Origin of the sequence: Shewanella donghaensis (assembly GCF_007567505.1) — a bacterium.
GTDB classification, from domain to species: domain Bacteria; phylum Pseudomonadota; class Gammaproteobacteria; order Enterobacterales; family Shewanellaceae; genus Shewanella; species Shewanella donghaensis.
This window is the reverse complement of record NZ_CP041783.1, coordinates 4,389,436-4,416,287: the sequence shown is the minus strand read 5'-3', so window position 1 is coordinate 4,416,287 and position 26,852 is coordinate 4,389,436. Positions and strand designations below refer to the sequence as shown.

Below are 26,852 nucleotides of genomic sequence, written 5' to 3'. Positions count from 1 at the left end.
GCCATAACGAAGCAAAACTGAAAAGTAATATCTACTCCTATCTTCATCCGGTAAGGTCTAAATCAAAGCTTAATCTAACGAAAAATCATTCAAATCAATTTTTTCTTCAGTAAGATCGCCTTCAACTGGCTCAACGTCAAAATTAAACTGAGGATTAACCAAAGCATGCTCTTCTTTAACCGCAATTTGATGCGCTTTAAATTTAGCATATTGCCTACGACGTTTCCGCTGTAAGCACAGCCTAATAATATTATGCTTTTGAGCATCAGAAAAGTGCAGCCAATTGAAGCGTTCATCCCTATTCCTTAAGCAGCCATTACAATAGCCCCGAGCGTCTGTTTGGCAGACACCGATGCAAGGACTGGGCACAGAGAGAAAGCTAAGTTGTTCCATATATTATTGTTAAGCCGATAAATTGATAAATGATTGAACGATTATTATTCTAACTTAGCACTTATTAACCAAAATGCCATATTCATGCATTTATATTCATCAAATAAATCATAGCGTAAGATTGGTTAACTCTGTTACTTTGGCTTAAACTAGTTATGATATTTACGTATTAATTAGCATCAAAACACCTTATTTATTATCAATCTGGAGTCACTTATGGTTTCCCGTTTACTGCTCTCATTTATTCTTATATTGGGGTTAAGTGCCTGCCAAAGCACTACAGGTAAGTCTGATTACGATACAAAATATGACTTTAATCAATTAACAACCTTTCACTTTATTGAAATACCAGAGCAAGGTGATCAATTAAGCGCTGAAAGGATTAGAGCCAGCATCCGAAACAACTTGTTAGCAAAGAACTTCACTGAACAACAAGAAAGTGACTTTGTTGTAAGCTATGCCTTCTTAACAAAAGAAAAGCCAAAAAGCTCAGGCCTTTCTATTGGGCTAGGCACTGGCACAAGTGGTAGTAATGGAAGCATTGGAGTTGGTACCAGTATGGGGATTCCAATAGGCAGTAACAGTGCGCAAATTCAAGTGATTCAAATCGATATAATTGATGCTAAAGAAAACAGGTTGATTTGGCGTGGTACCGACGAATATGACTTTGAATCCGGTGGCGATGAGAAAGTGGCTGAAACAACTAAAACTATCGATACTATTCTTGCTCAGTTTCCACCTCAGCCTTCAGTTAAATAAATAGCAGTAAATTACAGAAATAAAAAAGTCCGCAATTGCGGACTTTTTTGTATCTATATAATGTTAAAGATCTCTAATGAGCTTCAGCAAACAAATAGTTTAACCAGCCTTGCATTCTCAATAATACTTTACGAATAATCGAAACATGCGTGAAGTGCTCTGTATATATAGCAGCCTGACCCGCTACACCTGCAGGTAAACTAGTACGCAGAGTGTCATCATCTAACTCAATTAATACTAATGCTCTACCGCGGGTAAACAGATCATTTGAAGAACGTAATGAACCACCAAACTGGATTTCACCTTCAGCCATTGCTGGTAATACCTTAATGACTTTACCTTTGTGAACCACACCGGGCATAGAATCTAAGATAATTTCAGCATCATCACCAGCCTTTAATCGCAGCAGTGAGTTTTGCCAAAAAGCACCAGCGAAATAGCGGTCTTCATCAGGAATAAACGTCATTGCTGGACGCAGTGGAATTGGCACAGCCATTACACCAGCACGAAGTGCCATTTGAGTGACCATACCATCGACAGGCGCTTTAACTTCCGTTTGTTCTAAATTAAATACTGCAACATCAAGTTCAGCTTGCATCACTGCCACATCAGTATTAACACCGTCAATATTAGACTCAAATGCCAATCGATAACCGATTTCGTCAGCTAAAGCAGATTTATAAGATGCCTCTGCAGCCAAATATAATTGACGCTTATTATCTAATTCGATTTCAGAAAATGGAGAGTTCTTGCCACCTTTACGACGACCTTCATCATAACGCTCATAAGCTGACTTGGTTCGGTCTCTATTGGCTTCTGCTTGTGTTGAACGTGCAATTGAACTTTCCCATGCAGCTTCTAGCTGAGGCACAGCTTGCTTAGCATCTTCAAGTGCTGCTTGCTTTTCCTTCACGACAGCGGCAAAAGGAGTCGGATCAATTTTAAATAAGATATCCCCTTTTTTAACTGGGACATTCGGCTTCACATTAACTTCAACAACTAAACCTCTAACCGCAGGGTTAATAGGAATTGAAACGAAGTATTCTCGAGCGAATTTGGTATATGGATGGTTATAGTTCATCAAGACTAATAATGTACCAATGAGTGCTATACCACCTAAAACAGCTGTTGGAACTGTCCACTTGGTCAATGGGATCTTAAAAATCTTGAATATCGCAACACAAAAAGCGGTATAGGTTAAAATGAGTAGAAGATCCATATTACGCTCCTTGATCTTGCTTAGGTTCAGACTCTGGGCTTACAGGTGCTTTTTTCGAAGGCGTTTCTAAAGCCGCTAAACGCTGGCTCAAGTCACTTACCGTATCCATCAGCACTTTTACTTCACCTTCAAGAATAAGTTCACGTTTCTTCTCGTCACTAAATCCCCAACCTCTATCTTCTCGGTATAAAGTCGCCCAAATCCAAAGAAAAGGCCAAATAGCATGTAAGGTAAATAAACTGACCCAACCAGCAATATGTAAAGCATCCTGCTGTGGGTGGTTACGCTTTTTTGCTATTTCATATGGGATATCATGAATTGCGATAACGCCGTAGAAAATAACCAATGCTACAAAGAACAAAAGTCCTAGAGCAAAATAATCCAGAAACATATAACACTCCTATCATTAACCACGACCAAAAGTTAAATTAAGCAAACAAAACAACAACCTTAAGGTAACACAGCGCGATCAATAAAATAACCAATTAAATGGCTTTATTCGCTATATAAAAAGGAGTTTTCACGTGATCCTTTACACATTTATAGCTTTTGCTAATCAATCAAATATGAATAGAAGGTACACTTCCGTTGCTATTTTTTCCCCCTACAAGGTTAAATAATGAATAACAAAGTCCCTTTCATCTTTGGTACTGCTAAAACCGATGGTGCAGTTAAAGCAATGCTTCTAGGTTGTGGCGAGCTAGGTAAAGAAGTCGCTATCGAGTTACAACGTTTTGGTATTGAAGTTATTGGTGTCGATCGCTACCCCAATGCCCCAGCCATGCAAGTTGCACATCGCTACCATGTGGTAAACATGCTTGATGAAAAGGCATTACGTGACGTTATTGAACTAGAGCAACCGCATTTAGTTATTCCTGAAATCGAAGCCATTGCCACGCAAACTTTAGTTGCCCTAGAGCAAACAGGTATCAACATAATACCTACCGCGAAAGCAACTCAATTGACCATGGACCGTGAAGGTATTCGCCGTTTGGCTGCTGAAACCCTTGGCATTCCAACCTCACCATATTTCTTTTGCGACACGTTAACTGAATTCACCACAGCTATTAGCAAAATAGGTTTACCTTGTGTAGTTAAACCTGTGATGAGTTCGTCAGGTAAAGGTCAAAGCGTTATAAAATCGACCGACCAAATTGCTCAAGCATGGCAATATGCACAAGAAGGCGGTCGTGCTGGCGGTGGTCGCGTCATTGTTGAAGGTTTTGTTGATTTTGATTATGAAATTACTTTGCTTACCATCAGTGCAGTTAATGGCATTCATTATTGTGACGCTATCGGTCACAGACAAGAAGATGGCGACTATCGTGAATCTTGGCAGCCGCAGGCGATGTCTGAAATAGCATTAACTAGAGCACAACAAATCGGCGAGCAAGTAGTCACAGCACTTGGCGGTTATGGACTATTTGGTGTTGAGTTGTTTATCAAAGGCGATGAAGTGTACTTCTCTGAAGTGTCTCCAAGACCACATGATACCGGCTTGGTGACATTAATCAGCCAAGACTTATCCGAGTTTGCATTACATGTGAGAGCGATTCTTGGTTTACCTATCACTAAAATTAGACAACATGGTGCAAGTGCTTCAGCAGTTATTTTGGCTGAAGGGAAATCTGAAAATATTCGCTACCAAGGCGTCGCTGAAGCATTAGAGCAAGCTGACACTCAAATAAAATTATTTGGTAAACCTGATATTAATGGTCGAAGAAGATTAGGTGTTGCTTTGGCAAGAGACACTGATGTTGCCAACGCCATTGAAAAAGCTAAATCAGCCGCAGCTAAAATCCAAGTGATTTTTTAACTCACTGCGTGTTAATAACAATATTAGTGACAAAAAAAGCCTAACTTCAAGAATGAAATTAGGCTTTGTTGTTTGGGTTTAGGTTTAGGTTTGCAATTGGGTATGAGTTTAATAAGCTTTCTACATGACATTCTAATTTCATAACACGCTAAACTGGACCCCAAAGGTTAATTTACTTTGTTGCAGTTTTTACCTTGTAAAAACTGTCCCACATTATTGACTGCAATATCGAGTAGGTTTGACCGTGCTTCTAATGTCGCCCAAGCAATATGTGGGGTGATGACAATATTTTTTGCTGACAACAATGGGTTATCTACAGCTGGCGGCTCACTTGATAACACGTCAACAGCAGCAAAGAGTTTATTGGCATTGAGTGCTGTTGCAAGTGCTAACTCATCCACTAATCCCCCTCTTGCGGTGTTAATTAATAAAGCTTTAGCTTTGAATAACGTAAGGCTCTGATTATTGATCAGATTATCGGTAGCTTGATTAAGCGGACAATGTAGCGACACAATATCTGATTGCACTAATAGATCGCCTAACGGTTGCCACTCTATACCGTCGGGTAAGTCACTCTTTCGAGCTGAAGTATTGATGATAACGTTCATATTGAAAGCGAGTGCTAACTTGGCAACTTGTTGTCCTATGTCACCGTAACCGACAATACCGATGGTTTTATTTTTAAGTGATGTTAATGGTGCTAGGGTAAAACAAAAGTCTCTTGATTGACTCCACAGCCCCTGATTAACCGCTTTATGGTGCAAGTCTACCTGTTGCGTATGTTGTAGAATCAATGCAAACACCATTTGCGCAACTGCATCTGGTCCATAAGCAGGAACATTAGTCACAACAATATTCCGAGATGCTGCTGCGTTAATATCAACAACATTAGTCCCTGTCGCTGTGACACCAATATAATTGAGTTTGGGACAATGGTGGATGACATCTGCACCAATAACGGCTTTATTGGTTAAAACGACCTCTGCATCTTGGCAGCGAATAATAATGTCTGCAGCGTCAGTGTGATCATATACCGTCAAATCACCCAGTTTAGCTAAGGATGACCAACTTAAGTCACCTGGATTTAGGGTGAAGCCATCAAGCACCACTATTTTCATGTTCGGTCACCTAATTAAAATTTGAACTCTAGACCGACATTGGCCTGTCCTTGCCACATAACATCAGCAGAGATATGCCATAAACATTCATTAGGACCACAAAAGAAAGTGTTATCTGAATTAACAAAAGTGGCATAACCGCGAACATCGGCAAATAAGGCGACTTGAGGTGTTATTTCATAAGCAACACCACCACCGAAGCCCATTGAAAATTTTGTTTCGGTCGAAAAGTCATTTCCTGGACGCATATGAGTAACGCCAGCGCTCACAGTGACATACGGTTTGAAATTACCGTTGGGGAAAAATAAACTCCCACCGACATGGAAGTAGTCAACGTCGAGATCAGTGAACACATCAGAAGTAAATGAACTACTTCTTAAGTCAGTTTGTTGAGAGCTGTAAAGAAAATATATGTTACCTGGATCATTAGTGGTCACACCGACCATGACCCCATAATGTTCCGATTCTGAAATTTTCAGGCCCCCTGTTGATTCTGGAATACTAACATCACCAATATCGAATTCGCTGCTGCCAAAACTATATCCACCAAATGGGGAAACAAAGACTTCAGCATCTGCAGAAGTCGATAACAAAGCCAAACTAACTAAACTTACCGTTGCGATTAATTTCATGTGCCACTCCCTGTAAAACATTATGCCTAATTTTTAGTTATTATCTTAAGCTGATTCCATTGGTATTCATTTCATTCCTCGAGACGTTTTTACGGTCTCGTATGCGGATTGAATATCCTGTGCTTTAGTTTTCGCAAGCTCCATCATCTCTTGAGGTAAACCTTTTGCGACCAACTTATCTGGATGATGCTCATTCATTAACTTTCGGTAAGCACGTTTAATTTCTTGATCGCTTGAAGACTCTTCTTTTCCTAACAACGAATAAGCGTCACCCAACTGCATGGCATTGCCGTTAGCCGATTGATGGTGGTGAAATTCTGCTTGCCATCGATTAAGAAGCGCATCTAAGTGTTCTTGCCCTAAGCCTAGCTCCCTAGCAATCGTCGATAAAATTTGTTTTTCTTTACTGTGTAATTCACCATCAGAAAGCGCAGTTTGAATTTGAATCTCAAGGAACATTTGTAAAATTTCACGTCGACCTTGAGTCATTGCACGGAATTCACGTAATGTAGTCACTAAATCAAAATTGGCGTCACGACCATTTTTAAATGCCACTTGCGCATCACGTCTAGCATCACCGGTTAGCTTCATTTGATCCATCAGCATGCTAGCAATACGAATATCGATATCGGTTACATGACCTGAGGCTTTGGCTACGTGGCCCATAACAGTAAAGGTGGTATTAAAAAATTGCGCTTGACGCTCATGTCCTTTACGCATCATATCGGCAAAGCCTTTGCGTTTATCAAACATATGTCCTAACCACAAGCCCAGCAATGCGCCGAAACCTTTGCCGAACATATAACCGATACAAAAACCGAAGAACTTACCCCAAATACGCATTTATTTTCCTGCTAATTCTTTATAACAAAGTTAAAGCTTTATGCTTCACTTAATGATCTTGTTGATACGTCGCTTACACAAATGATAATCAATATCTAGCGTGTAATATGCTGTGTTAATTGCTCTAACCGTTCAATGGTACCGACATCACACCAATAACTCTTGCTGTGTGCACCTATTATTTGACCTTGTTCCATCTTTTCACGTAACAACGGGCCTAATGCTTGCTTGCCTTCTGGCAGAGATTTAAACATTTTAGGGTGATAAATACCCATTCCTGAATAGGTCAGCTTGGTTATTCCGTCTTGCGCTAACTGGTTATCAATTATAGCAAAGTCGCCATTAGGATTATGCAGAGGATTATCGACTAACCATAAAAAAGCATCTAACGCTGAATTAGTATTTAATAATGCTATAGCCTGCTTAATATCTGGTAATTCCTCGATAAATATATCGCCATTGATAAGCATAAATGGATCGTCACCTAACAAGCTTAAAGCCTGCTTAATACCGCCAGCAGTTTCTAAGGCAACTTCTTCAGCGCTGTATTCAATTTTGATATTCCATTTACTGCCATCTCCAAGCTCTTCAACCAACTTGTGTCCTAGCCAAGCATGATTAATCACCACAGTATTAACCCCAATGCGACTCAGTTTCTCTAGGTGATAAACAATTAACGGTTTACCTGCCGCTGATATAAGTGGCTTTGGCAAAGTATCAGTCAGAGGTCTTAACCGCTCTCCTCGACCCGCCGCCAAAATCATTGCTTTCATGTGTGTAATCCCCAAATCTTACCAATCCAATCTCAACCCTATACCAACAACGTTTTCAGCACCGCTTTTATAAGAAAGTATTTATTAAATAGTGCTAATTAAAGAACTGGTGAATCTAATTTAAGTGCAACTGCACTCACTACTTTATTCTGAATCAGATGACTAAAATCTTTCAGTTCTGGGTATAAAGCGGCAATATCAACAATATAAGTAAGCGTTAATGGAATATCTTTTAAGTAGCCAGGTTTACCGTCACGAAGATTCAGCCTCGCAAAGATACCCGCTGCTTTTATATGTCGTTGCAAACCCATTAAATCAAACCATCGCTGATATTGCTCAAAGTTGACAGTTTTAGGGAATAACTGGTTGTCGATACACAATGTGTAATGCATATGCTTGAGCGTATCAATAACTTCATCAGGCCAACGAACATAGCAATCTCTTAACAGCGATACTGCATCGTAAGTTACAGGCCCCACGACAGCATCTTGAAAGTCAATCAAGGCCAAGCTATTTTTATTTATCAGAATATTTCGGCTGTGGAAATCACGATGCATACCAACTTTAGGTTGCTCAACAGCACTATTAATTAAGACTTGAAAAGCATTATTAATAACGTCTTCTTCTACCTCGCTAATTGATAACTGCAAGTATTCATTCAGTAACCACTCAGTAAATATCCCTAACTCCCGTTCAACAAAAATATTGTCATACGAGGGTAAATTACTTTTTTCAGTCGCGGTAACTTGCGCAACCTTTGGCAATAACCTCAATGCTTTTTGATAATAATCTGCAACCGTTTGCTCTGTTAAATAGGATAATAGCTGATCATCACCCAAATCAGACTGCAAAACAAAGCCGTTAATGTCATCTTTAGCAATTATTTCTGGCACGATTAACCCAGCTTTGGCATAAGCTTTAGCAACGTCAATAAAAGGTTCTATAGGAACAAGCTCAATAGGTGAGTCTGAGACTATATAAGTGTTTGCTAAATGTTGAACGCGGAAATAACGTCGAAAACTAGCATCACCGCAAATCAGCTCAAGTGACACATCTGTCTTAAAATATTGACTTAACCACTTACTCAGTAAAATAAATCTTGTATCAGATAAACTCATCTCAATGGCTCTTATTGGAAAATTGCTTTATTATAGCCAACATAACATTTGGAAACAGCTAAAGATAAAATGATAGCTGTGGCTTCTTTCGATTCATTTTTCTAGACTAAGAATTCATAATCATTAATTAAAATGCATATCCGCTACCTTCTGGCATTAAGCCTGTTACCAAACCTCGTTTTAGCACAAGAGGCCACTGAAAAATCAGCGGCTCAACTTCAATGTGCAATTAACCCACCCGTCTCAAGTTCAGTTAATGATAGAGAAAAACTGCCTAATATCTCTGAAGAAGATATTGTTATTTTCTCGGATCGTTCAGAAGCTGCAATGGGAGATAAAGCGCATTTTTCAGGTAATGTCAGTTTTAGTCAGGGTTCACGTCATATTAGTGCTGATGAAGCGATATTAGACCAAAAGAATGAGCAATTAGATGCGAAAGGTAATCTACTGTTTAGTGATGAGTTGTTTACCGTTACTGCTGACTCACTCAATGCGCAAATGCAAACCAGCAGTGCAACTCTTGATGGTGCTAAATATTGGCTACATGGGCAACAAATCCATGGTGATGCTCAACAGTTAAAGATTACTGAACAAAATAACTTAGAGTTACGCGAAACCAATTTTACCACTTGTCCACCTGGGGATACTTCCTGGTTGCTTGAAGCGAAAGAAATTCGTATTGATAGCAGTGAAGAGTGGGGAGAAATATGGGAAGCCAAGCTACGAATAGGCGATGTGCCTGTGATGTACATCCCTTATATGACAGTACCCATTTCAGATAAAAGAAAGTCAGGTTTACTGTTTCCAAGTTTTAGCACAAGTACCACTAATGGTGTTGAAGCCAGTGTGCCTTACTATTGGAATATTGCTCCAGAATATGACTTAACCTTCACCCCGACTTATATGTCATCTCGCGGTTTTTATACTAAGACCGAATTTCGCTATTTAGCCGGTGAAAACCAAGATGGACAGCTCAATTTCGAATACTTGGGTAATGATGACAAACTTGATAATAGCCCTGACCGATACCTATATCATTGGCGTCACCAAGGCGCTATCAACGAAAATTGGCGCGTACAAGCTAACTTTACTGACGTTTCAGATAATAACTACTTTAATGATTTGAATTCTGACGTTAATCGTTCAACCGATAATCAACTCTCACGCATTGGTGAAATCAGTTATTTTGAACGGGACTGGGATTTCAATATGCGCGTGCAGGATATAAAAGTCCTCGGCGAAGATGAAGTACCATACCAAGTCATGCCACAGCTTAATTTTAATTACCAAACAAATGACTTTTGGAATCAATTAGATTTTAAATTCAATTCAGAATTAACCAACTTCCAGCATAAAGAAAACGAATACTCTACTGCGACTCGTTTTCATATGGAGCCGAGTATCAGTTGGCCTATACAAGGACCTGCAGGCTCTTTGACTAGTGAAGTTAAATTGTTGCAAACCCAGTATTGGCAAGAAGATAATGAAAGCGATTTAGACCTCGATGATACTGTCAGCCGGACCATCCCACAGGTTCGTATTCAAGGCCTGATTAATTTCGAACGACAAATGGAAATGTTTAGCACTAGCTATAAGCAAACATTAGAACCGCAATTTCAGTATTTATATGTTGGTTATGAAGATCAATCAAACATTGGAATTTATGATACAGCCCAATTACAAGAAGATTATTTTGGTTTGTTCAGGGACCGCAGGTTTTCAGGTTTAGATAGAATTGCAGATGCTAACCAAATGACCTTAGGTGTCACCACTCGCTTATTTGATGAAGCGAATGTAGAGCAACTTAAATTCAGCATCGGGCAAATAATTTTCTTCGATGACAGTAAAATTAATAATATTGGTGATTTTGAAGCAGCTCCCTCAGCCTCTGTACTAGCAACAGAAATTGATGCAAATATCTATCAAGATTGGTTCATTAGTGGTGCAGTTCAGTTTGACACTGAACGAGGCGAGAATAAGAAAAGTGAAGTGACATTAGATTTTCGCCCCAATAATGATAAATTACTACAGTTCAGCTACCGCTATGTACCCGATTTACTTAACACTAACACCAACGATAGAGTTAATATTTCTCAAATAGGCATGCGAACATCTTGGCCTTTAAGTGATGACTTATATTTCGTCGGTAATTTTTATTATGATCTTAATGAATCGAGAAATATTGAAACCTATACCGGTTTTCAGTATGAATCTTGTTGCTGGGCATTACGCTTAAGTTATCATTACCGTATCAAAACCAATTACGACGATGATTTAAACCCAAGTCTTGATGCAAGAGAAGAATTTGAAAGTGGTGTATATCTGAACTTCATCATCAAAGGTTTAGGTGGTTCAGGGCCTTTAGGTGTCGAAGACATGCTAAATGAAGGCTTATTTAACTACCGTAAACCACTTTACTTGAGGAATTAGACATCATTTGTGATAGATTGCTGAACCTAGTGGAAAACAAATAGTCCTATTAAAAGACAACAACACTGTAATGGCTTAAATACCACTGCAATTAAAAATTAAAAGTGCCAAGGATTTCGTGGATGAAACACTGTAAGAAAATGATTTTTGCTTTATTTACTATGGCTATAAGCCAAGTAACCTTAGCGGTACCAGTCCAACTGGATAGCGTAGCGGTACAAATTAATGAAGGTATTATTCTAGACAGCGAAATCACTCACATGGTGGCGTCAGTAAAAGCAAATGCTGAAAAGGCTGGTCAAGGTCTTCCTTCAGATAATGCTCTTCGCACCCAAGTTATTGAACGTCTAATCCTAACGCATTTACAAATGCAAATGGCTGAACGTATTGGCTTATCAATTGGTGATTTACAGCTTGATCAAACCATAGAAAATATCGCTAAAGAGCAAAAGCTTTCTGTGTCACAAATGCAACAACAAATTGAAAGCGAAGGAATGAGCTTTGGTCAGTATAGAGAACAGTTGCGTGAAGAGATTACCTTAGGTGAAATACAACGTATTCAAGTTCAACGTCGTATTCAGGTCTCGCCACAAGAAATCAGTAACCTGGTAAAAATGATCCAGGAACAAGGTTTAAAAGATGTCGAGTTTCAAATCGGTCACATCTTAATCGAAGTACCCAACAACCCCACAAGTGAGCAACTTGAAGCTTCGAGTAAACGAGCTAATATCGTCCTAGGGCGTTTAAATGAAGGCGAAGATTTCCGTAGAACGGCTATTGCTTCATCTTCAGGACCAAAAGCACTTGAAGGTGGTATCTGGGATTACATGAGCGTTAATGAAATGCCTACCCTATTTGCAGAAGTTGTCACTGATGCAAAAACAGGGGATGTAATCGGACCGATTAAAAGTGGTTCAGGCTTTCATATCGTTAAGATAATGGATGCTCGTGGACTACAAACAAAAGAAATTAATGAAGTAAGATCACGTCATATACTATTGAAACCTTCACCAATTTTGTCAGAAGAAAGAGCCAAAGCTATGCTGGAAAGCTTCCTGACACAGATCCGGGCTGGTGAAGCTGACTTTGCAGCACTTGCGCGCCAGTACTCTGAAGATCCTGGTTCAGGAGCAAAAGGTGGTGAGTTAGGTTGGGCAGAACCTACAGTATATGTTCCTGAGTTCTCTCAGATGTTAGCAAGTATTGAAGTTGATGAAATCAGTGAGCCATTCCGAACAACACACGGATGGCATATTGTGCAACTTGAAGAAAAACGAAAAACTGATGCTACAGATCAGTTCAACAGCAATCGTGCTCACCAGTTAATTTATCGTCGTAAGTTCAACGAAGAACTTCAAAACTGGTTAGATGAGATGCGTACAGAAGCTTATATTGAAGTTTTTGAACAAGAGAGTACACGAGGTTAACTTAACTGAATGACAATGCGCATTGCGATTACGCCGGGTGAACCGGCAAGTATCGGCCCAGATCTTGTTATAAAACTCGCTCAACAGGCATGGCCTGTTGAGTTAGTTGTTTGTGCCGATCCTGATTTATTAACAAGCCGCGCTAAAATGCTCGGTTTACCACTTAATTTAAAGCCTTATCAGCCGACATTGCCTGCCAAGCCTCAAGAAGCTGGCACGTTAACGATTGCCCCTTTTACATTGGTTGCTGATGTTGAGTGCGGAAAATTAAACGAACTAAATAGTGAGTATGTGGTCGACACCTTGCGCTACGCAGGTGAAAAGAACATGACAAATGAGTTTGCAGCTGTAGTAACGGGCCCTGTACACAAAGGGATTATTAATCAAGCTGGTATTCCATTTAGCGGTCATACAGAATTCTTTGCATTACAAGCTAACTGTCAAGATGTGGTGATGATGCTGGCTGCGCCTGGATTACAAGTCGCGCTGATGACCACCCACATTCCTTTAGCTTATGTTGCAAAAGCGATTACGCGAGAACGTTTACATCATATCATTCAAATTTTGCACAGTGATTTAGTGCAGAAATTTGGTATTACTTCACCCAAAATATACGTATGTGGTCTTAATCCACATGCTGGTGAAGATGGACACTTAGGCCGAGAAGAAATAGATATCATGATCCCAGCTCTAAACGAGTTAAGAGAACAAGGTATTGATATTGTGGGTCCATTACCTGCGGATACATTATTCCAGCCTAAATACTTACAAGAAGCAGATGTGGTTCTTGCTATGTATCACGACCAAGGACTTCCAGTGCTTAAATCTCTAGGCTTTGGGAAATCGGTTAACATAACCTTAGGTCTTCCGTATATCAGAACTTCAGTCGATCATGGCACAGCTTTAGAGCTAGCTGGAACGGGTGAAGCAGATTGCGGTAGTTTTACCTGTGCATTAAATAAAGCCATTGAATTGGCCTCAAAAGTAAGTAGTTAAATTTCAATGAGCAATAAAGTACATTTAGGCCATACGGCCAGAAAGCGTTTCGGGCAAAACTTTTTAACTGATGAAAGTGTTATCAGTAGAATCGTCGGTGCTATCTCTCCAGACAATGACCATGTCATGGTTGAAATTGGTCCTGGTTTGGGCGCACTAACTGAGCCTGTGGCAGAGTCAGTAGACAGCTTAACCGTAGTTGAGTTAGATAGAGATCTTGTAGAGCGTTTAGAGAACCACCCAGTGTTGAAGCATAAGCTTAATATCAACCAAGGTGACGCACTTAACTTCGACTTTAGCCAACTTCAGCAAGACGGTAAGAAGATGAAAGTGTTTGGTAACTTACCTTACAACATCTCAACTCCATTGATGTTTCATTTATTTGAGTTTGCTGAAATCATTGAAACAATGCACTTTATGCTGCAAAAAGAAGTGGTATTACGTCTTTCAGCAAGCCCTGGCACCAAAGCTTATGGCCGCTTGACGGTTATGGCGCAATATTACTGTAAAGTTGTTCCAGTACTTGAAGTACCACCTGAAAGCTTTACGCCAGCGCCTAAAGTTGATTCAGCTGTAGTACGTTTATTACCTTTCGATGTTAAACCGTTTCCATGTAAAGACGTCACGGTGTTAAGACACCTGTGTACAACCGCCTTTAACATGCGCCGTAAGACATTACGTAATAACTTAAAGCACATGATAACGGATGAAGAGTTCAGCGCTCTTAAAGTAGATTCAACGCTACGACCGGAGCAAATCAGTGTCGAGCAATATGTTGCACTAGCAAATTTAGTTTGCGACAAAAAATAGTTAACCCCAAGGGCACTTTCCATTAAAGTGCCCTTTTGCTTTTAGGAAAAAAATGACCTCTATCGCCTCGAATATCAAAATAAAAGTTGATACTAAATACCTAGAACAGCAATCCTCAGCTGAAGAACAAAAATTCCTTTTCAGCTATACCATTACGATAATCAATCTCAGTGAAACTCCAGTCACACTAAAAGATCGCCATTGGATAATTACTGATTCAAATGGTGAGAAAAGTGAAGTTCAAGGTCCTGGTGTAGTCGGTGAAACCCCCACAATTGAACCCAATACGGCATATCAATACTCAAGTGGAACAGTAATGGAAACGCCTGTAGGCTTTATGGAAGGCTCATACGGAATGGTCACTAAAGAAGGAGAGCTTTTTAAAGCGACGATTCCCACTTTTAGATTAGCTATTCCAGGTATTCTTCAATAATCTTATGGCACATTATTTTGTTGGTGATATACAAGGCTGTTTTGAAGAATTGCAACTCATCCTCGCTAAAGTCGACTTCAACCCATCCAAAGACGAATTGTGGGCAGTAGGTGATTTGGTTGCACGAGGTAATGGATCATTACAGACTCTGCGTTACTTAAAATCTTTAGATGCCAGTGCCAAAATCACATTGGGTAATCACGATTTACACCTTTTAGCCCTCAACGGCAAAGTAAAAAGACCTAACCCTAAAGATCACCTTGATGAGCTTCTGAAAGCTGATGACTTGCCTCAGTTAATCGATTGGATCCGCAAACAACCACTAGTTCAAACGCTACCTTCCCATAATGTGATTATGACTCATGCCGGTGTTCCACCCCAATGGGATCTAGAAACACTATTAACTGAATCAAAAGCAGTCAGTGAAGCATTACAAGAAGATGATTATATAAAATCACTTATCGCTAAAATGTACACTGATGAAGCTGATTTATGGGATAGTAAATCAACGGGTTTGGTTAGATTACGTTACTGTATAAATGCCTTAACTCGGATGCGCTATTTGAATACCGATGGCAGTTTAGATTTTCTATGCAAGACACCGATTACAGAGAAGTCTTCAGAACTGACACCATGGTTTGAATTTGACTCTGAATTAAAGCGAAGCCACACTCTCGTTTTTGGTCACTGGGCAGCATTAATGGGTGTTGTTAATCAACCTAATATGCAAGCACTAGACACTGGTTGCTGTTGGGGTGAACATTTAACCCTATGGCACTTAGAAACTAATGAAAAAATTGAACAAAATAAAATATATAATTAAGAAAACATTAAACTTTCCATTAACAAAGCCGATACAGTTTACAGATCTCAACTGATCATATTACCCTGAGTGATCAAAGAGATAAATTCGGGATAAAATAATAACAGCCGGAGTATGCTATGAAATTTAACGTTGCCACCAGAGTAATTGGCGGTTTTACTGTTGTTACTCTTCTTTTAATCGTATTAGGTGGCGTATCTTTGCTTACCAACAATACAATTAAAGACAGTACAACCACCTTACAAAAAATCAGTTTACCTGCACTTATTACTACCGGTGAATTGACTGAAAATTTAAGTGGTCAACAAATTCAAATCCTTTTTGGCTATTACACCGATCAAGCTTCTAAAATCCCTGCTGTAAAAATAAATATCAAAAACCAGTCTGCGGAATTTGGAAACAAGTTAAACAAATTATCGAGTTTAGTCTCTGACAAACAAGAGTTTTCAGCTAACCTTTCTCAACTTAAACGTAGTTATGCCAGCTATGAAAAAAATAGTGCTTTGATGCTGCAAGAGCATGAAAGTGCACTAATCAAACATGAAAAGTTAGTCACTCTGCGTGATGACTTAGAAAACAGTGCAGATGATGCTTCTTCAATTTTGCTCGACCTCATAGATTTAGAAATGAGCGATGACGTAACAGAGCAAAGCATTGCAGCATCAGCCGGTGTGGTCGATAGTAATTTTATTAATATTATTACTACAATCTATGATCTCGTCGCGGCAACAGATAACAGCAAATACAATGTCATTGTTAAAGAACTTGAGTATATGCTCAGTGATACACGAGCAAAAATAGACCATATTAATTTACAAGGTCGTGGCATTATTAGTGATGGAACTCTTGATGATTTAAACGCTGAAAGTTCAGCGGTATTTGCATTAGTCAATGGTAACAATTCAATTGTGGCTCTTAAAGGTCAACAACTAAAGCATGATCAAGCAGCGGTTAAAATGCTGGCAGCTACCGATAAAGATCGCTTAGACCTTAACGCTAAGATGCACAACCTAACCAATAATATCGAAAATTTTACGACTGACATTAGTAATAGCGCCATTGACAATATCGACTCTGCGAGTTTAAAAACGATGTTTGTGGTTATTCTAGCCATTTTCGTCTCTATCGTGGTTAGCATTGCCGTTGTTAAGCCATTAACCCGCTCTCTTGAACGTGTTAACCGTGCATTAAATATCTTAGCTTCAGGTGATTTAACCTACAAACTTGATGATACTGGCCATGACGAATTTGCTCAATTAGCTAAAAATTGTAACAGCCTAGTCGATAGCTTAAGTAATCTAATTGTCGGTATTTTGGACCGTTCAAATCAATTGGCAGCGGCAGCTGAAGAAACATCAGCAATTACCACTCAAACAACCTCAAGCATTCAAGAGCAAAAAAGTCAGGTTGACCAAGTGGCTACAGCAACGACTCAACTTAGCTCAAGTGCTCAACAAGTTTCAATGAGTGCAGACCAAGCCCTAGAGCAAATAAAGCAAGCTGACCAAGAAACTCAGCATATGCGTAAGCTTGCTGAAGAGAATAAAGTTACGATTCTTGCCCTTGCTGAAGAAGTGGGTAAAGCTGCGACAGTCATTAATAAAGTTCATACAGATAGTGCTTCTATCGGCTCGATTCTTGATGTGATCCGCGCTATAGCCGACCAAACTAACTTATTAGCACTCAATGCTGCAATTGAAGCTGCCCGAGCGGGTGAACAAGGTCGCGGTTTCGCCGTTGTCGCTGACGAAGTCAGAAATCTTGCTTCTAGAACACAGAAATCGACTAGCGAAATTCAACAAATGATTGAAGTACTGCAGCAAGGTGCTCAACAGGCGGTTTCTGTAATGGAGCTTGGACAAACACAAGCAACTAGCTGTGTCGATAAGACTGAACAAGCTAATCTAGCTTTAGAGACGATTAGTCAATCAGTGCATAAAGCTTATGACTCTGGAAACCATATTGCTCATGCAGCCCAAGAACAAAACCTTGTGAGCCAGCAAGTATCCGAAATGTTAGAGCACATTGCTGCAATTTCAGAGGAAACTGCGACAGGTGCAGATCAAACCGCCCAATCTAGTCATCAGGTTGCAATGCTCTCTGAAGAGCTACAAAGCTCTGTGAGAGAATTTAAAGTTTAACGAACACACGCCAAGTAAAACACAAAAAAGGCTCTTAGGAGCCTTTTTTAATGGGTTAAATCCAAGTATATAGTTTGTTTACAAGCTGAATTTTTAAAATAAAAAATTGCGATGAGTTTGCCATAAGTAGCATGAGACTTTATTAGGACAGTAAGCGTATTCTGCTACCAAACTCAACAACATAAGCTGATTTTATAAATAGAGGGCTAAAATATATCATTACCGCGGCGATGATTATCTGGAGCTTGTTCATAAACAAAAAAACCGCCATAGGCGGTTTTTTATTTAGCGGTATAAAACTGAAACAGTGGACAACTCATACGAGCTATTCACCGCCATTGATACGGTTTTGTACTGCAGCAGTAATAGCACTACCGCTATGACCATTGGCATTAGCCCAATCAAGAATACTTTGACCGTCAGCTTCTGCTTGGCTTAAATCACCAGCAGGAAGACGTTTAGCAATGTACTCACCAACTTCAAAAGAATTTGAGTTGTAAGCTGTTCTTAATAAGCTACTACCATCACAAGAAATACCAGAATAAATATTGCGTAACTTTACACGGCTTTCTTTTAATTTTTTACGTAGGCGGTTTTTGTCATTAGATTTAACGTAATCACAAATGTTAGCTACGAGTTGATCAGTATTAGCAACGGCAGGGATTGACACAGAAGATGCTGCAATTAGGACGGCTACGGCCACAGGCATTAGACGCATCTGACACTCCTTTAAAGGTATTATTATTTTCAACTTACCATCGAGGGTAAGTATCTATTCAGGGTAAAACAGCCAACAATTTAACATTATTTAACCATGGTGTTAAAGCTATATTGCAATTGTGCTGCATTTATTTCTGTAACCTTATCTTGCAACTTCCAGCTTCCATCATCCCATTCAGGAAAAAAGGTATCGCCATCAACAGTTAGCTCAATGAAGGTTAGATACAATATATCGGCCAATGGTAAAATTTCTTGATAGAGTTGACCGCCGCCAATAACAACTAATTCTTCACAATCACCAGCAATTTGCTTTGCTGCAGCAAAAGAGTTTACACATGATACCCCTTCAATCTGATAATCAGCCTGACGGGTAATCACAATATTGTGTCTTCCAGGAAGAGGTCTTCCAATTGATTCGTAGGTTTTGCGCCCCATAACTACCGGTTTGCCCAGCGTCATAGCTTTGAAATGTTTTAAATCTTCTGGCAAGTGCCATGGCATTTTATTGTCTTTGCCGATTACGCGGTTATTGGCCATAGCGGCAATCATTGCGATGCGCATGTAAAATCCTTATAAATGCTAAAAAATTTTAAATAATAGGTCTGGTTCGATAATAAACAAGTGATGGCATTGCTAGTCCAACAGCTAAAGCACCAAGTATAAACACGGTTTTCAAGCCGTTTGCGATAACTATTGATGTTAAATCACTGCTAACTTGTTCTTGCACATTTAATTGCACTATCGCGATTAAAGTATTATATGCATATGTTCCTGGAACCATGGGGATGATAGCCGCTACTGCGTACATTAACGGGGGGGCAAGGTGACGTTTAGCAAATTGTATTGTAACAATGCCGACTAAAGCTGCTGCCGTGAAAGTTGCCCATTCAATCGGCATGTCAATATGCATTAGCAAAGTTCTAGCACTATGACCGATTGCGCCAGCGATAGCGCAATAAGGTAAAAATCGCTTTGGTACATTAAATACCATGGCAAAACCTACCGCAGGGATTGCTGAAAATAACGCATCATGCAGTAGTTCTAAAATGAGGTTCATGGAAGCAGGCTCCCTCCGAGTGACATAGCAAGAGTAATGCCTATGACGGTAGAGAGCGTTAACAGTGTTGCCAAGCCCCAGCGAGAAATCCCGACATTCATATGGCCTTTAACCATATCAGAAATCGCATTTATCATCGGAAAACCTGGCACTAACATCAGTACACTTGCTGCCATAGGGATTTTAGGGGTGCCGGTCAAATCGACCACGTAACCTACTTGAGCAATTAACGTCGTAATAAAAGCCGTAATAGCAAATATTATCAATAAATTAAAATGCTTACTCACTAAGAACAAACGCACAGACATACCAACAGCAGAGGCAAAAAAAGTAATCACACTTGCTGCTAAATCGCCGCCAAAAAGATGACAAAAACTGGCGCATGATAAGCCAATCATTAAGATGACGTATTTTGCTGGATAGCTTTTAGGTTCAATTCGATTTAAACGTCTTTTAACTTGTTTGGTTGTATAAACACCACGTTCTGCAAGCAAGCAAATTCGCTGCACTTCACAAACTACCATCATATTGATGCCATGCGCGCGGATACGTCTTGTGGTGGTGATGCATCGCCCATGGGCTAAGCTGGTTAACACGAGAGAATTGGAAGAGATTGAGAGTTCAACACTAGCGAGACCTAGTGCTTTACCTAAGCGCTGACTGATCTCTTCAACAAGATCAGATTCAGCACCATAGGCTAAGAGTAATTGTGCACTTCGTACAACGAGACGAGTGATATCATTTTGAGTTTCTGCGTACACTTGTCTCTCTTAAATACTCAAAGTTAACGTTGGTAGATAATTTCTACATCGTAATCATCATCATCGAAGTCATCATCAAGGTCATCGTCACCTTTGAAGTCTTCATTAACTGATTCAACACTAGTCTCATGGTAGTTATCCCACTTAAACTCAACTTCGTCATCAGGGCTAGTACCTTCATCTTCGGGAGGCAACGAAGTAATGAAGTCTAATAACTTTAAGCTGATTTCTTTGGTATTGATTCGGTTAAATGCAGACATGGTGTAAATGTCGCCTTGCCAATCCATTTCTTTAACAATACGATCCATTTTTTCAGCAAGCTCATCTTCTTGCAATAAATCGATTTTATTAAAGACTAACCAACGCGGCTTAGCAGCAAGCTTCGGAGAGTACTTCTCAAGCTCTGCAACAATTGAACGCGCAGATTCGACTGGATCGCTACCATCGATTGGATCGATATCGATAATGTGCAATAACACTCGACAACGCTCTAAATGTTTCAAGAATCGAATACCAAGTCCTGCACCATCAGATGCACCTTCGATCAATCCAGGAATATCGGCAATAACAAAGTTTTGACCAGGTCGAGGACTGACAACGCCCAAATTTGGCACTAATGTGGTGAACGGGTAATCAGCGACTTTTGGTGTTGCACGAGATACTGAACGAATAAACGTTGATTTACCTGCATTAGGTAAACCTAACAGCCCAACATCAGCAAGTAATAATAGCTCAAGCTTCAAGAAGCGAACTTCGCCTTCTGTACCTAATGTTTTTTGTCTTGGGGCACGGTTAGTACTCGTTTTAAATCGAGTATTACCTAGTCCGTGGAAACCACCTTTAGCAACAAGTAACTTTTGTCCGTGAGTGGTTAAATCACCCAATTGTTCTTCAGTATCAAAATCTGCTGCACGAGTACCGACTGGTACTTTTAAAAACAGATCTTTACCGCCATGGCCAGTTGCATCACGACCACGTCCATTTTTACCACGCTCAGCAATATGAGAGCTAACAAAACGGAAATCGATAAGCGTGTTCATGTTTTCATCTGCGACTAAAAATACATTGCCACCATCACCGCCGTCACCACCATCTGGGCCGCCGTCTGGGACATATTTCTCACGTCTGAAGCTAACGCAGCCACTGCCACCGTCACCCGCTTCAACTCTGATTTTAGCCTCATCAATAAACTTCATACAAACTCCTGACACCACTTAATGTGTCAATTATAACCTCAAAAATGAGGTTTGCAGGGAAGCGTAGAAGATACAATCACCACAAATCGCTTACTGCATAATAAATAATTATCAGTGTTAACACTGATAGACTTCACCGTTACTGTAGCAAACAAAAAATCATGAATATATTCACGGGTTTAAAGTTTAGCTAAAGAAGTCAACAATGAAGTAAATAAACACAAAAGCCCCACCAGAAGGCAGGGCTTTCAAAGACTGATTAGAGTCTAGATTAAGCTTCGATGCTAATAAACTTACGGTTATTAGGACCTTTTACTTGAAACTTAACTTTGCCGTCTGTTAATGCAAACAAAGTATGGTCACGACCAATACCTACGTTTACACCAGCGTGGAATTTAGTACCACGTTGACGAACGATGATGTTACCAGCTACAACTGATTCACCACCAAAACGCTTAACACCAAGACGTTTACTTTCCGAATCGCGGCCGTTACGAGTAGAACCGCCAGCTTTTTTATGTGCCATGAGTTAGACTCCTAAATTATGCGCTAATCGCAGTGATTTTAACTTCGGTGAACCATTGACGATGGCCCATTTTCTTTTCGTGATGCTTACGACGATTGAACTTTTGAATAGTTACTTTCTCACCGCGACCGTGGCTAACCACTTCAGCAACAACTTTACCACCTGCAACTAGAGGAGCACCAACGTGAACGTTCTCACCATCAGCAACCAATAATACTTGGTCAAACTCAATAGTTTCACCGGTAGCAACTTCAATTTTTTCTAGACGAACTGTATGACCTTCAGCAACACGATGTTGCTTTCCGCCACTTTGAAAAACAGCGTACATAGCTATTTCACTCCAAATGGGCTAACACTCCGATTCAATTATTATAGATATCGGGTGCTAAAAACTTTTAATGACAATGGGCGCGGATTCTACGGCAAGAATTGTATTCTGGCAAGCGTTAAATTTGAATCAATAAAAAAAGCTCGGCTCAACTCCCACTATCTAAGAACAAAAGCTGTCTAAGGCATGAAAATTAGTTAAAATTTGTTAATATACAACCTGAACCTTATATAGTGGGCAAGAATATATTGTCCGATAGCCTAATAACTAGAGACCATTATGGATTTGAACGCCATTCGTCAACTAGCTGATAACGACATGCAAGCCGTCAATCAGTTAATTTACAAACAACTTGAGTCTGATGTTGCATTAATAAACCAACTCGGTTTTTACATTATTAATGGCGGTGGAAAACGACTTCGCCCATTACTTTCAGTACTAGCTGCCCGTGCTATCGACTACAAAGGTGAAGAGCATCTTAAGTTAGCAGCCATTATAGAATTTATTCACACCGCATCTTTACTACACGATGATGTCGTTGATGAATCGACCTTAAGACGTGGCCGTAAAACCGCCAATGCTCTATTCGGTAATAGTGCTAGCGTTTTAGTCGGTGACTTTTTGTATACTCGCTCATTTCAAATGATGACTGAGTTAGATAGCATGAAAGTACTACGTGTTCTTGCTGACACCACCAATATTCTTGCAGAAGGTGAAGTTTTACAATTAATGAATTGTAATGACCCTGAAACCACTGAAGAGAATTATATGCGAGTAATTTACTGCAAAACAGCTAAATTATTTGAGGCTGCGACCTTACTCACAGGTGTCATTGCTGAAGTGAGTCAAGAGCAGCAAACTGCATTAGGCGAATACGGTAAGTTTTTGGGTACTGCATTCCAGTTAACTGATGATCTTTTAGATTACACAGCTGATAGTGATGAGCTAGGTAAGAATATTGGTGATGACCTTGCAGAAGGTAAGCCGACCTTACCTCTTATCTACGCAATGGCACATGGCAATGACAACGCTAAAGCACTTATCAAAGAAGCCATTGAGAAAGGTGATGGCACTAAAGCGATTGATGAAATAGTTGCGGCATTGCAGGAATCAGGCGCATTAGAGTACACCAAACAAAAAGCTAATGAAGAAGCTGACAAGGCTATTGCCGCATTAGCCCCCATTGCTGACAGTGATTATAAGACTGCACTAATTTCGCTGGCTAAAATTTCAGTTCAACGTAATAACTAATAAGTTGCCATTGATTTTCAATGTCATTGAGGCTTATTAACTACCCGTTCGAAATTAAAATGCACTTGATTTTTATCAAGTGCATTTTTTCTGCGTATATGAAAAGAAAAGCTAAACTTGCCAATTAATCGGCGTATGTTTCTTTGCCACTAATAATTCATTAATCGTAGAAAAGTGTTTGCAGCCGAAAAAACCACGATAAGCCGACAAAGGGGATGGGTGAGGCCCTGATAGAATATGATGTTGTGGCGCGGTAATCCAACGCCCTTTCTTTATTGCATGAGCTCCCCAAAACACAAATATAATGGCTTTATCCCTTTCATTAAGACACTGCATTACTTTATCAGTAAAAAGCTCCCAGCCGGCTTTTGAGTGCGAATGAGCTTTACTTTCCTCAACTGTTAACACTGTATTAAGCAATAAAATCCCTTGGTCGGCCCAAGACGTTAGATTTCCGTGGGTGGGCACTTCAAATCCATCGATGTCTTGTTTGAGCTCTTTGTATATATTAACCAGTGAAGGCGGTATTTTAACGCCTCCTTTTACAGAGAAACATAAACCATGAGCCTGCCCGGCACCATGGTAGGGATCTTGCCCAAGTATAACCACTTTAACTTTATCTAACGCCGTTAAATCGAAGGCGGTAAACATATCTTCTTTTGGTGGGTATATAACTTTACCTTGAGCATATTCAGATTCTAAAAAATGCGACAGAGCAAGGTAGTAATCTTGCTGTAGTTGTTCATCAAATAATTGTTGCCAATCTAAATATTTCATTCCATACCTACCCAAAAATGCCAAGCTAAATTATAATTAAACGATAAAAATAAAAAAGAATCTTATATGAAACCAAAAACACCCAAAGCCCATCAGACTGGTTTTACATTAATTGAACTTGTCGTTGTCATCATTATTCTAGCCGTTTTAGCCGTTGTTGCCCTGCCTAAGTTTATCAATCTTCAACAAGATGCGCATGTAGCAAGCGTAAAAGGAACAGGTGGCAGTTTTTCATCTGGTATTAGCCTTGCGCATATAAAATGGGCTTCTTTAGGCTATTCTGGTCCTGCTGACAATCTCGCTATTTTTGAAAATGCAGGTACTGATGGCCAATTAGATATTAATGAGTGGGGTTATCCGGCGCAAAACTGGCCTCCTTTCGAGTCCTCTCCGCGTTTAAACAACACTGATGATTGTATTTCTGTGTGGGAAACCGTTTTGCAAGATGCACCTAGTGTTTCAACTGATGCGGATCCTGAAATTTCTGATTATCAAGCCACTTACATTAATCCAGATCAATGTCGTTATATTTACAATCAACTCACCAATTTATCGATCTACTATGACTCACGTAATGGACAGGTCATTACTGATGCAGACCCCGGAAGTTAAAATTTATAAGTAAAAGTTGGATCTATTCCGCAAACTGAATGGTTTTTTACCTGAATTTAGATTATAAAATGGGTAAACTACCAACAATTCAACTAGTACTAAATTAAAGTGGAAAATATGTCAGAAGAAAAAACTGAAACAACCATGTACCAGATTGCGGATCAATTTATCGCGCTAGCAAACCAACTTGGCCAACAAGAAAATGATATTGGCAAAGTCGGTACAGCACTTCGTTTTGCTGCAGCTCGTTATAATGCATTTGAAGCTTCAGTCAAATCATCAGACCTAGAAGCTGAGAAAGAGAATGCGTTAAATTGGTTCACTGATGAGTTCAAAGGTATGTTGAACGAGAACCTAAATGACCATATTAAAAACCCTCCAGGCAGCCAACAACCTGCAGAAGAAAAAGCTGTAGAGAAAGATGATTCAGTTCAAGTTTTTAAGAACTAAAAATCCTATTTTTTCAATAAAAAAGCCATCTAATGATGGCTTTTTTCATTTCAAGTAAACGAATTTAAAATATATCTATTAAGACTCTAATCGCCAGTAAAATAAGCACCACTCCAGACAATTTATCAATCAAAGCAGCCTTACTTTTTAAACGATTTAATATCGGTCCATGGGATAGTACAACGGCAATGATTGTGTACCAAAGCCCATCAACAACCAAAGGTGTTAATACAATCAATGTTTGGCCTGTAACTGTTTCAGCAGCGAGTACAAATTGACTAAATAATGCTAAAAAGAATAATAATATTTTAGGGTTAAATAAAGAAATAGCTAAGCCATCTCTTGCTGCCTCAAGTAATGAAGCTGACTCACCTGCTTGTAACTTCTGCTCCATTCCTCCTTTTGATGACAAAGCCTGAAATCCCATCCAAGCCAAATACAGAGCGCCAATAATCGCGATTCCGTTAAATACTAGCGGTGACTTTTCTAATACAACTGCCAACCCTAACAATGTCACTAAGGCATAAACCCCAATACCTATGGAATGAGCCCAAGCACAAACTACTCCATGTAACCTGCCGCCCGAAAGCGTATGTTTCAGCACCATTGCTAAACTTGGGCCAGGCGACATGGCACCTAAACAACAAATCGCCAGCAAACCCAACCACGTACTTAATTCCATCTCATTTCCCGAATTATTATTTTTTAAATTTGTATCGATACCGGTAAACAATGTAACTAAAAAACCGTATTAAGGCTTTAATATCAGTATCTAGAAAGCGCAACGTTATCACGAATAAATAATCACAACATCGTTTTAACCTCAAATTAAGTAAAACTTGATATAGTCATTAGCCTATTAAAGAACACCTATAAACGAGAGAGCGAAATGAGCTTATTACTGCCAATATTACTTGGGTTACTGCTAACCGGTATCACCTTATTGATTATCTTGAAAATCAAAGGAAAAAATATCCCAACAGCAATAATCGTGTTATTGAGTTTTATGACATTATGTTTTGGTGGCGTTTACTCTTTTTTACAACAAGATGAAGATTATAATGCTTATAAGCGCCTAGAGTGGCAAAGGCTAGATCCAAGTCAAATAGAGCCATTAGTCGCACAGGGTTACACCGTATTTGTCGATGTATACGCTGATTGGTGTCTTCCATGTAGAACCAACCAAGCCAATGTGACTCATAGAGAAAAAGTCGTGAATGCATTAGATGCAGATAATATCATTCTTATGCAAGGTAATTGGACTGAACCCGATGCACTCATCGAAACTTATGTGGTAAATGAAGGCGGTATGGGAACACCATTTAATAAAGTTTACGGACCCAAGCATCCAAAAGGCATTCTATTACCGGTAGTGCTGAGTATTGAGTCTCTATTTTACACTTTAGATGTTGTAAAATAAAAAACCACTTTCGTTCTCGAAAT

30 protein-coding genes are annotated in these 26,852 nt (G+C 39.6%); 13 read left to right on the top strand and 17 right to left on the bottom strand.

Features of this window, described 5'->3' with window-relative positions; translation table 11 throughout:
- Positions 1–69: 69 nt before the first annotated feature.
- Positions 70–393 (bottom strand): DUF1289 domain-containing protein, encoded by a 324-nt coding sequence (locus FPK91_RS18865; RefSeq protein ID WP_144213322.1) that lies wholly within the window; start codon positions 391–393, stop codon positions 70–72.
- Positions 394–609: 216 nt separating this feature from the next.
- Here FPK91_RS18865 and FPK91_RS18860 point away from each other — a divergent pair, with 216 nt between their 5' ends.
- On the top strand, positions 610–1,152 hold the full coding sequence (locus FPK91_RS18860; RefSeq protein WP_144213320.1) for a DUF4136 domain-containing protein: 543 nt from the start codon (positions 610–612) through the stop codon (positions 1,150–1,152).
- A gap of 73 nt (positions 1,153–1,225) precedes the next feature.
- Here the strand turns inward: FPK91_RS18860 and FPK91_RS18855 are convergent, their stop codons facing one another.
- Together FPK91_RS18855 and FPK91_RS18850 are read right to left on the bottom strand one after the other, a co-directional pair.
- The gene (locus FPK91_RS18855) at positions 1,226–2,371 is read right to left on the bottom strand and encodes an HlyD family secretion protein (protein WP_144213299.1); all 1,146 of its coding nucleotides are present in this window, start codon (positions 2,369–2,371) and stop codon (positions 1,226–1,228) included.
- 1 nt (position 2,372) lies between these two features.
- Complete coding sequence (locus FPK91_RS18850; protein WP_144213297.1) at positions 2,373–2,762, bottom strand: DUF3302 domain-containing protein; 390 nt, start codon at positions 2,760–2,762, stop codon at positions 2,373–2,375.
- Between the two features lie 249 nt (positions 2,763–3,011).
- Between FPK91_RS18850 and purT the strand changes: the two genes are divergently transcribed.
- A complete protein-coding gene (gene purT / locus FPK91_RS18845) occupies positions 3,012–4,187 on the top strand; it encodes a formate-dependent phosphoribosylglycinamide formyltransferase (protein ID WP_144214589.1) in 1,176 nt (391 codons plus the stop codon).
- Positions 4,188–4,354: 167 nt separating this feature from the next.
- Here the strand turns inward: purT and FPK91_RS18840 are convergent, their stop codons facing one another.
- The 5 genes from FPK91_RS18840 to FPK91_RS18820 all read right to left on the bottom strand — a co-directional run bounded on the left by FPK91_RS18840 (position 4,355) and on the right by FPK91_RS18820 (position 8,671).
- Entirely contained in the window at positions 4,355–5,305 is a 951-nt protein-coding gene (locus tag FPK91_RS18840; protein ID WP_144213295.1) for a D-2-hydroxyacid dehydrogenase, read from the bottom strand.
- Positions 5,306–5,319: 14 nt separating this feature from the next.
- The gene (locus FPK91_RS18835; RefSeq protein WP_144213293.1) at positions 5,320–5,937 is read right to left on the bottom strand and encodes an outer membrane beta-barrel protein; all 618 of its coding nucleotides are present in this window, start codon (positions 5,935–5,937) and stop codon (positions 5,320–5,322) included.
- A gap of 66 nt (positions 5,938–6,003) precedes the next feature.
- Positions 6,004–6,780, bottom strand: coding sequence for a co-chaperone DjlA (djlA, locus tag FPK91_RS18830; protein ID WP_144213291.1), 777 nt, complete (start codon positions 6,778–6,780; stop codon positions 6,004–6,006).
- A gap of 95 nt (positions 6,781–6,875) precedes the next feature.
- Positions 6,876–7,553: an N-acetylmuramate alpha-1-phosphate uridylyltransferase MurU gene (gene murU, locus FPK91_RS18825; RefSeq protein WP_144213289.1), complete on the bottom strand. Its 678-nt coding sequence runs from the start codon at positions 7,551–7,553 to the stop codon at positions 6,876–6,878.
- Between the two features lie 98 nt (positions 7,554–7,651).
- Complete coding sequence (locus FPK91_RS18820) at positions 7,652–8,671, bottom strand: aminoglycoside phosphotransferase family protein (protein WP_144213287.1); 1,020 nt, start codon at positions 8,669–8,671, stop codon at positions 7,652–7,654.
- A gap of 132 nt (positions 8,672–8,803) precedes the next feature.
- Between FPK91_RS18820 and lptD the strand changes: the two genes are divergently transcribed.
- From lptD to FPK91_RS18785, 7 genes are all read left to right on the top strand, one after another.
- Positions 8,804–11,101 carry an LPS assembly protein LptD gene (lptD, locus tag FPK91_RS18815; RefSeq protein WP_144213284.1) on the top strand — a complete coding sequence of 766 codons (2,298 nt, stop codon included), beginning with the start codon at positions 8,804–8,806 and terminating at the stop codon, positions 11,099–11,101.
- A gap of 122 nt (positions 11,102–11,223) precedes the next feature.
- Positions 11,224–12,528, top strand: a complete 1,305-nt coding sequence (gene surA, locus FPK91_RS18810) for a peptidylprolyl isomerase SurA (RefSeq protein ID WP_144213282.1) — start codon at positions 11,224–11,226, stop codon at positions 12,526–12,528.
- Positions 12,529–12,537: 9 nt separating this feature from the next.
- Positions 12,538–13,524, top strand: a complete 987-nt coding sequence (gene pdxA, locus FPK91_RS18805) for a 4-hydroxythreonine-4-phosphate dehydrogenase PdxA (RefSeq protein WP_144213280.1) — start codon at positions 12,538–12,540, stop codon at positions 13,522–13,524.
- 6 nt (positions 13,525–13,530) lie between these two features.
- Positions 13,531–14,334 carry a 16S rRNA (adenine(1518)-N(6)/adenine(1519)-N(6))-dimethyltransferase RsmA gene (gene rsmA, locus FPK91_RS18800; protein ID WP_144213278.1) on the top strand — a complete coding sequence of 268 codons (804 nt, stop codon included), beginning with the start codon at positions 13,531–13,533 and terminating at the stop codon, positions 14,332–14,334.
- Positions 14,335–14,386: 52 nt separating this feature from the next.
- Positions 14,387–14,767, top strand: a complete 381-nt coding sequence (gene apaG, locus FPK91_RS18795; protein ID WP_144213276.1) for a Co2+/Mg2+ efflux protein ApaG — start codon at positions 14,387–14,389, stop codon at positions 14,765–14,767.
- A gap of 4 nt (positions 14,768–14,771) precedes the next feature.
- Entirely contained in the window at positions 14,772–15,590 is an 819-nt protein-coding gene (locus tag FPK91_RS18790) for a symmetrical bis(5'-nucleosyl)-tetraphosphatase (RefSeq protein ID WP_144213274.1), read from the top strand.
- A 119-nt stretch (positions 15,591–15,709) separates the two neighbouring features.
- Positions 15,710–17,731, top strand: coding sequence for a HAMP domain-containing methyl-accepting chemotaxis protein (locus FPK91_RS18785; protein WP_144213272.1), 2,022 nt, complete (start codon positions 15,710–15,712; stop codon positions 17,729–17,731).
- A 325-nt stretch (positions 17,732–18,056) separates the two neighbouring features.
- Here the strand turns inward: FPK91_RS18785 and FPK91_RS18780 are convergent, their stop codons facing one another.
- From FPK91_RS18780 to rplU, 7 genes are all read right to left on the bottom strand, one after another.
- On the bottom strand, positions 18,057–18,449 hold the full coding sequence (locus FPK91_RS18780) for a DUF3718 domain-containing protein (RefSeq protein ID WP_144213270.1): 393 nt from the start codon (positions 18,447–18,449) through the stop codon (positions 18,057–18,059).
- An 86-nt stretch (positions 18,450–18,535) separates the two neighbouring features.
- Positions 18,536–19,012: a type 3 dihydrofolate reductase gene (gene folA, locus FPK91_RS18775; protein ID WP_144213268.1), complete on the bottom strand. Its 477-nt coding sequence runs from the start codon at positions 19,010–19,012 to the stop codon at positions 18,536–18,538.
- A 28-nt stretch (positions 19,013–19,040) separates the two neighbouring features.
- Positions 19,041–19,508 carry a threonine/serine exporter family protein gene (locus FPK91_RS18770; protein ID WP_144213266.1) on the bottom strand — a complete coding sequence of 156 codons (468 nt, stop codon included), beginning with the start codon at positions 19,506–19,508 and terminating at the stop codon, positions 19,041–19,043.
- The gene (locus FPK91_RS18765; RefSeq protein ID WP_144213264.1) at positions 19,505–20,269 is read right to left on the bottom strand and encodes a threonine/serine exporter family protein; all 765 of its coding nucleotides are present in this window, start codon (positions 20,267–20,269) and stop codon (positions 19,505–19,507) included. Before FPK91_RS18765 ends, FPK91_RS18770 begins: the two co-directional genes overlap by 4 nt.
- Before the next feature lie 23 nt (positions 20,270–20,292).
- Positions 20,293–21,465: an Obg family GTPase CgtA gene (cgtA, locus tag FPK91_RS18760; protein WP_144213262.1), complete on the bottom strand. Its 1,173-nt coding sequence runs from the start codon at positions 21,463–21,465 to the stop codon at positions 20,293–20,295.
- 271 nt (positions 21,466–21,736) lie between these two features.
- Entirely contained in the window at positions 21,737–21,991 is a 255-nt protein-coding gene (gene rpmA / locus FPK91_RS18755; RefSeq protein WP_055024328.1) for a 50S ribosomal protein L27, read from the bottom strand.
- A 16-nt stretch (positions 21,992–22,007) separates the two neighbouring features.
- Positions 22,008–22,319, bottom strand: a complete 312-nt coding sequence (gene rplU / locus FPK91_RS18750) for a 50S ribosomal protein L21 (protein ID WP_055024329.1) — start codon at positions 22,317–22,319, stop codon at positions 22,008–22,010.
- 279 nt (positions 22,320–22,598) lie between these two features.
- Between rplU and ispB the strand changes: the two genes are divergently transcribed.
- Positions 22,599–23,570 carry an octaprenyl diphosphate synthase gene (ispB, locus tag FPK91_RS18745; protein ID WP_144213261.1) on the top strand — a complete coding sequence of 324 codons (972 nt, stop codon included), beginning with the start codon at positions 22,599–22,601 and terminating at the stop codon, positions 23,568–23,570.
- 111 nt (positions 23,571–23,681) lie between these two features.
- On the opposite strand, the gene ung is transcribed toward ispB, so the two are convergent.
- The gene (gene ung, locus FPK91_RS18740; protein WP_144213259.1) at positions 23,682–24,347 is read right to left on the bottom strand and encodes a uracil-DNA glycosylase; all 666 of its coding nucleotides are present in this window, start codon (positions 24,345–24,347) and stop codon (positions 23,682–23,684) included.
- 66 nt (positions 24,348–24,413) lie between these two features.
- Here ung and FPK91_RS18735 point away from each other — a divergent pair, with 66 nt between their 5' ends.
- Positions 24,414–24,959, top strand: a complete 546-nt coding sequence (locus tag FPK91_RS18735) for a type II secretion system protein (protein ID WP_144213257.1) — start codon at positions 24,414–24,416, stop codon at positions 24,957–24,959.
- Between the two features lie 117 nt (positions 24,960–25,076).
- On the top strand, positions 25,077–25,409 hold the full coding sequence (locus tag FPK91_RS18730) for a DUF3144 domain-containing protein (protein ID WP_144213255.1): 333 nt from the start codon (positions 25,077–25,079) through the stop codon (positions 25,407–25,409).
- A 64-nt stretch (positions 25,410–25,473) separates the two neighbouring features.
- Here FPK91_RS18730 and FPK91_RS18725 read toward each other — a convergent pair whose 3' ends face one another.
- The gene (locus tag FPK91_RS18725) at positions 25,474–26,091 is read right to left on the bottom strand and encodes a LysE family translocator (protein WP_144214587.1); all 618 of its coding nucleotides are present in this window, start codon (positions 26,089–26,091) and stop codon (positions 25,474–25,476) included.
- A gap of 207 nt (positions 26,092–26,298) precedes the next feature.
- On the opposite strand from FPK91_RS18725, the gene FPK91_RS18720 reads away from it, so the two are divergent.
- A complete protein-coding gene (locus FPK91_RS18720) occupies positions 26,299–26,829 on the top strand; it encodes a thioredoxin family protein (protein WP_144213253.1) in 531 nt (176 codons plus the stop codon).
- The last annotated feature ends 23 nt before the right edge of the window (positions 26,830–26,852 follow it).

What these genes read in the sequence shown, in the direction of transcription:
- FPK91_RS18865 (WP_144213322.1), bottom strand. Translation starts at nt 393, where the DNA reads ATGGAACAACTTAGCTTTCTCTCTGTGCCCAGTCCTTGCATCGGTGTC.
- FPK91_RS18860 (WP_144213320.1), top strand. Translation starts at nt 610, where the DNA reads ATGGTTTCCCGTTTACTGCTCTCATTTATTCTTATATTGGGGTTAAGT.
- FPK91_RS18855 (WP_144213299.1), bottom strand. Translation starts at nt 2,371, where the DNA reads ATGGATCTTCTACTCATTTTAACCTATACCGCTTTTTGTGTTGCGATA.
- FPK91_RS18850 (WP_144213297.1), bottom strand. Translation starts at nt 2,762, where the DNA reads ATGTTTCTGGATTATTTTGCTCTAGGACTTTTGTTCTTTGTAGCATTG.
- FPK91_RS18840 (WP_144213295.1), bottom strand. Translation starts at nt 5,305, where the DNA reads ATGAAAATAGTGGTGCTTGATGGCTTCACCCTAAATCCAGGTGACTTA.
- FPK91_RS18835 (WP_144213293.1), bottom strand. Translation starts at nt 5,937, where the DNA reads ATGAAATTAATCGCAACGGTAAGTTTAGTTAGTTTGGCTTTGTTATCG.
- djlA (WP_144213291.1), bottom strand. Translation starts at nt 6,780, where the DNA reads ATGCGTATTTGGGGTAAGTTCTTCGGTTTTTGTATCGGTTATATGTTC.
- murU (WP_144213289.1), bottom strand. Translation starts at nt 7,553, where the DNA reads ATGAAAGCAATGATTTTGGCGGCGGGTCGAGGAGAGCGGTTAAGACCT.
- FPK91_RS18820 (WP_144213287.1), bottom strand. Translation starts at nt 8,671, where the DNA reads ATGAGTTTATCTGATACAAGATTTATTTTACTGAGTAAGTGGTTAAGT.
- lptD (WP_144213284.1), top strand. Translation starts at nt 8,804, where the DNA reads ATGCATATCCGCTACCTTCTGGCATTAAGCCTGTTACCAAACCTCGTT.
- surA (WP_144213282.1), top strand. Translation starts at nt 11,224, where the DNA reads ATGAAACACTGTAAGAAAATGATTTTTGCTTTATTTACTATGGCTATA.
- pdxA (WP_144213280.1), top strand. Translation starts at nt 12,538, where the DNA reads ATGACAATGCGCATTGCGATTACGCCGGGTGAACCGGCAAGTATCGGC.
- rsmA (WP_144213278.1), top strand. Translation starts at nt 13,531, where the DNA reads ATGAGCAATAAAGTACATTTAGGCCATACGGCCAGAAAGCGTTTCGGG.
- apaG (WP_144213276.1), top strand. Translation starts at nt 14,387, where the DNA reads ATGACCTCTATCGCCTCGAATATCAAAATAAAAGTTGATACTAAATAC.
- FPK91_RS18790 (WP_144213274.1), top strand. Translation starts at nt 14,772, where the DNA reads ATGGCACATTATTTTGTTGGTGATATACAAGGCTGTTTTGAAGAATTG.
- FPK91_RS18785 (WP_144213272.1), top strand. Translation starts at nt 15,710, where the DNA reads ATGAAATTTAACGTTGCCACCAGAGTAATTGGCGGTTTTACTGTTGTT.
- FPK91_RS18780 (WP_144213270.1), bottom strand. Translation starts at nt 18,449, where the DNA reads ATGCGTCTAATGCCTGTGGCCGTAGCCGTCCTAATTGCAGCATCTTCT.
- folA (WP_144213268.1), bottom strand. Translation starts at nt 19,012, where the DNA reads ATGCGCATCGCAATGATTGCCGCTATGGCCAATAACCGCGTAATCGGC.
- FPK91_RS18770 (WP_144213266.1), bottom strand. Translation starts at nt 19,508, where the DNA reads ATGAACCTCATTTTAGAACTACTGCATGATGCGTTATTTTCAGCAATC.
- cgtA (WP_144213262.1), bottom strand. Translation starts at nt 21,465, where the DNA reads ATGAAGTTTATTGATGAGGCTAAAATCAGAGTTGAAGCGGGTGACGGT.
- rpmA (WP_055024328.1), bottom strand. Translation starts at nt 21,991, where the DNA reads ATGGCACATAAAAAAGCTGGCGGTTCTACTCGTAACGGCCGCGATTCG.
- rplU (WP_055024329.1), bottom strand. Translation starts at nt 22,319, where the DNA reads ATGTACGCTGTTTTTCAAAGTGGCGGAAAGCAACATCGTGTTGCTGAA.
- ispB (WP_144213261.1), top strand. Translation starts at nt 22,599, where the DNA reads ATGGATTTGAACGCCATTCGTCAACTAGCTGATAACGACATGCAAGCC.
- ung (WP_144213259.1), bottom strand. Translation starts at nt 24,347, where the DNA reads ATGAAATATTTAGATTGGCAACAATTATTTGATGAACAACTACAGCAA.
- FPK91_RS18735 (WP_144213257.1), top strand. Translation starts at nt 24,414, where the DNA reads ATGAAACCAAAAACACCCAAAGCCCATCAGACTGGTTTTACATTAATT.
- FPK91_RS18730 (WP_144213255.1), top strand. Translation starts at nt 25,077, where the DNA reads ATGTCAGAAGAAAAAACTGAAACAACCATGTACCAGATTGCGGATCAA.
- FPK91_RS18725 (WP_144214587.1), bottom strand. Translation starts at nt 26,091, where the DNA reads ATGGAATTAAGTACGTGGTTGGGTTTGCTGGCGATTTGTTGTTTAGGT.
- FPK91_RS18720 (WP_144213253.1), top strand. Translation starts at nt 26,299, where the DNA reads ATGAGCTTATTACTGCCAATATTACTTGGGTTACTGCTAACCGGTATC.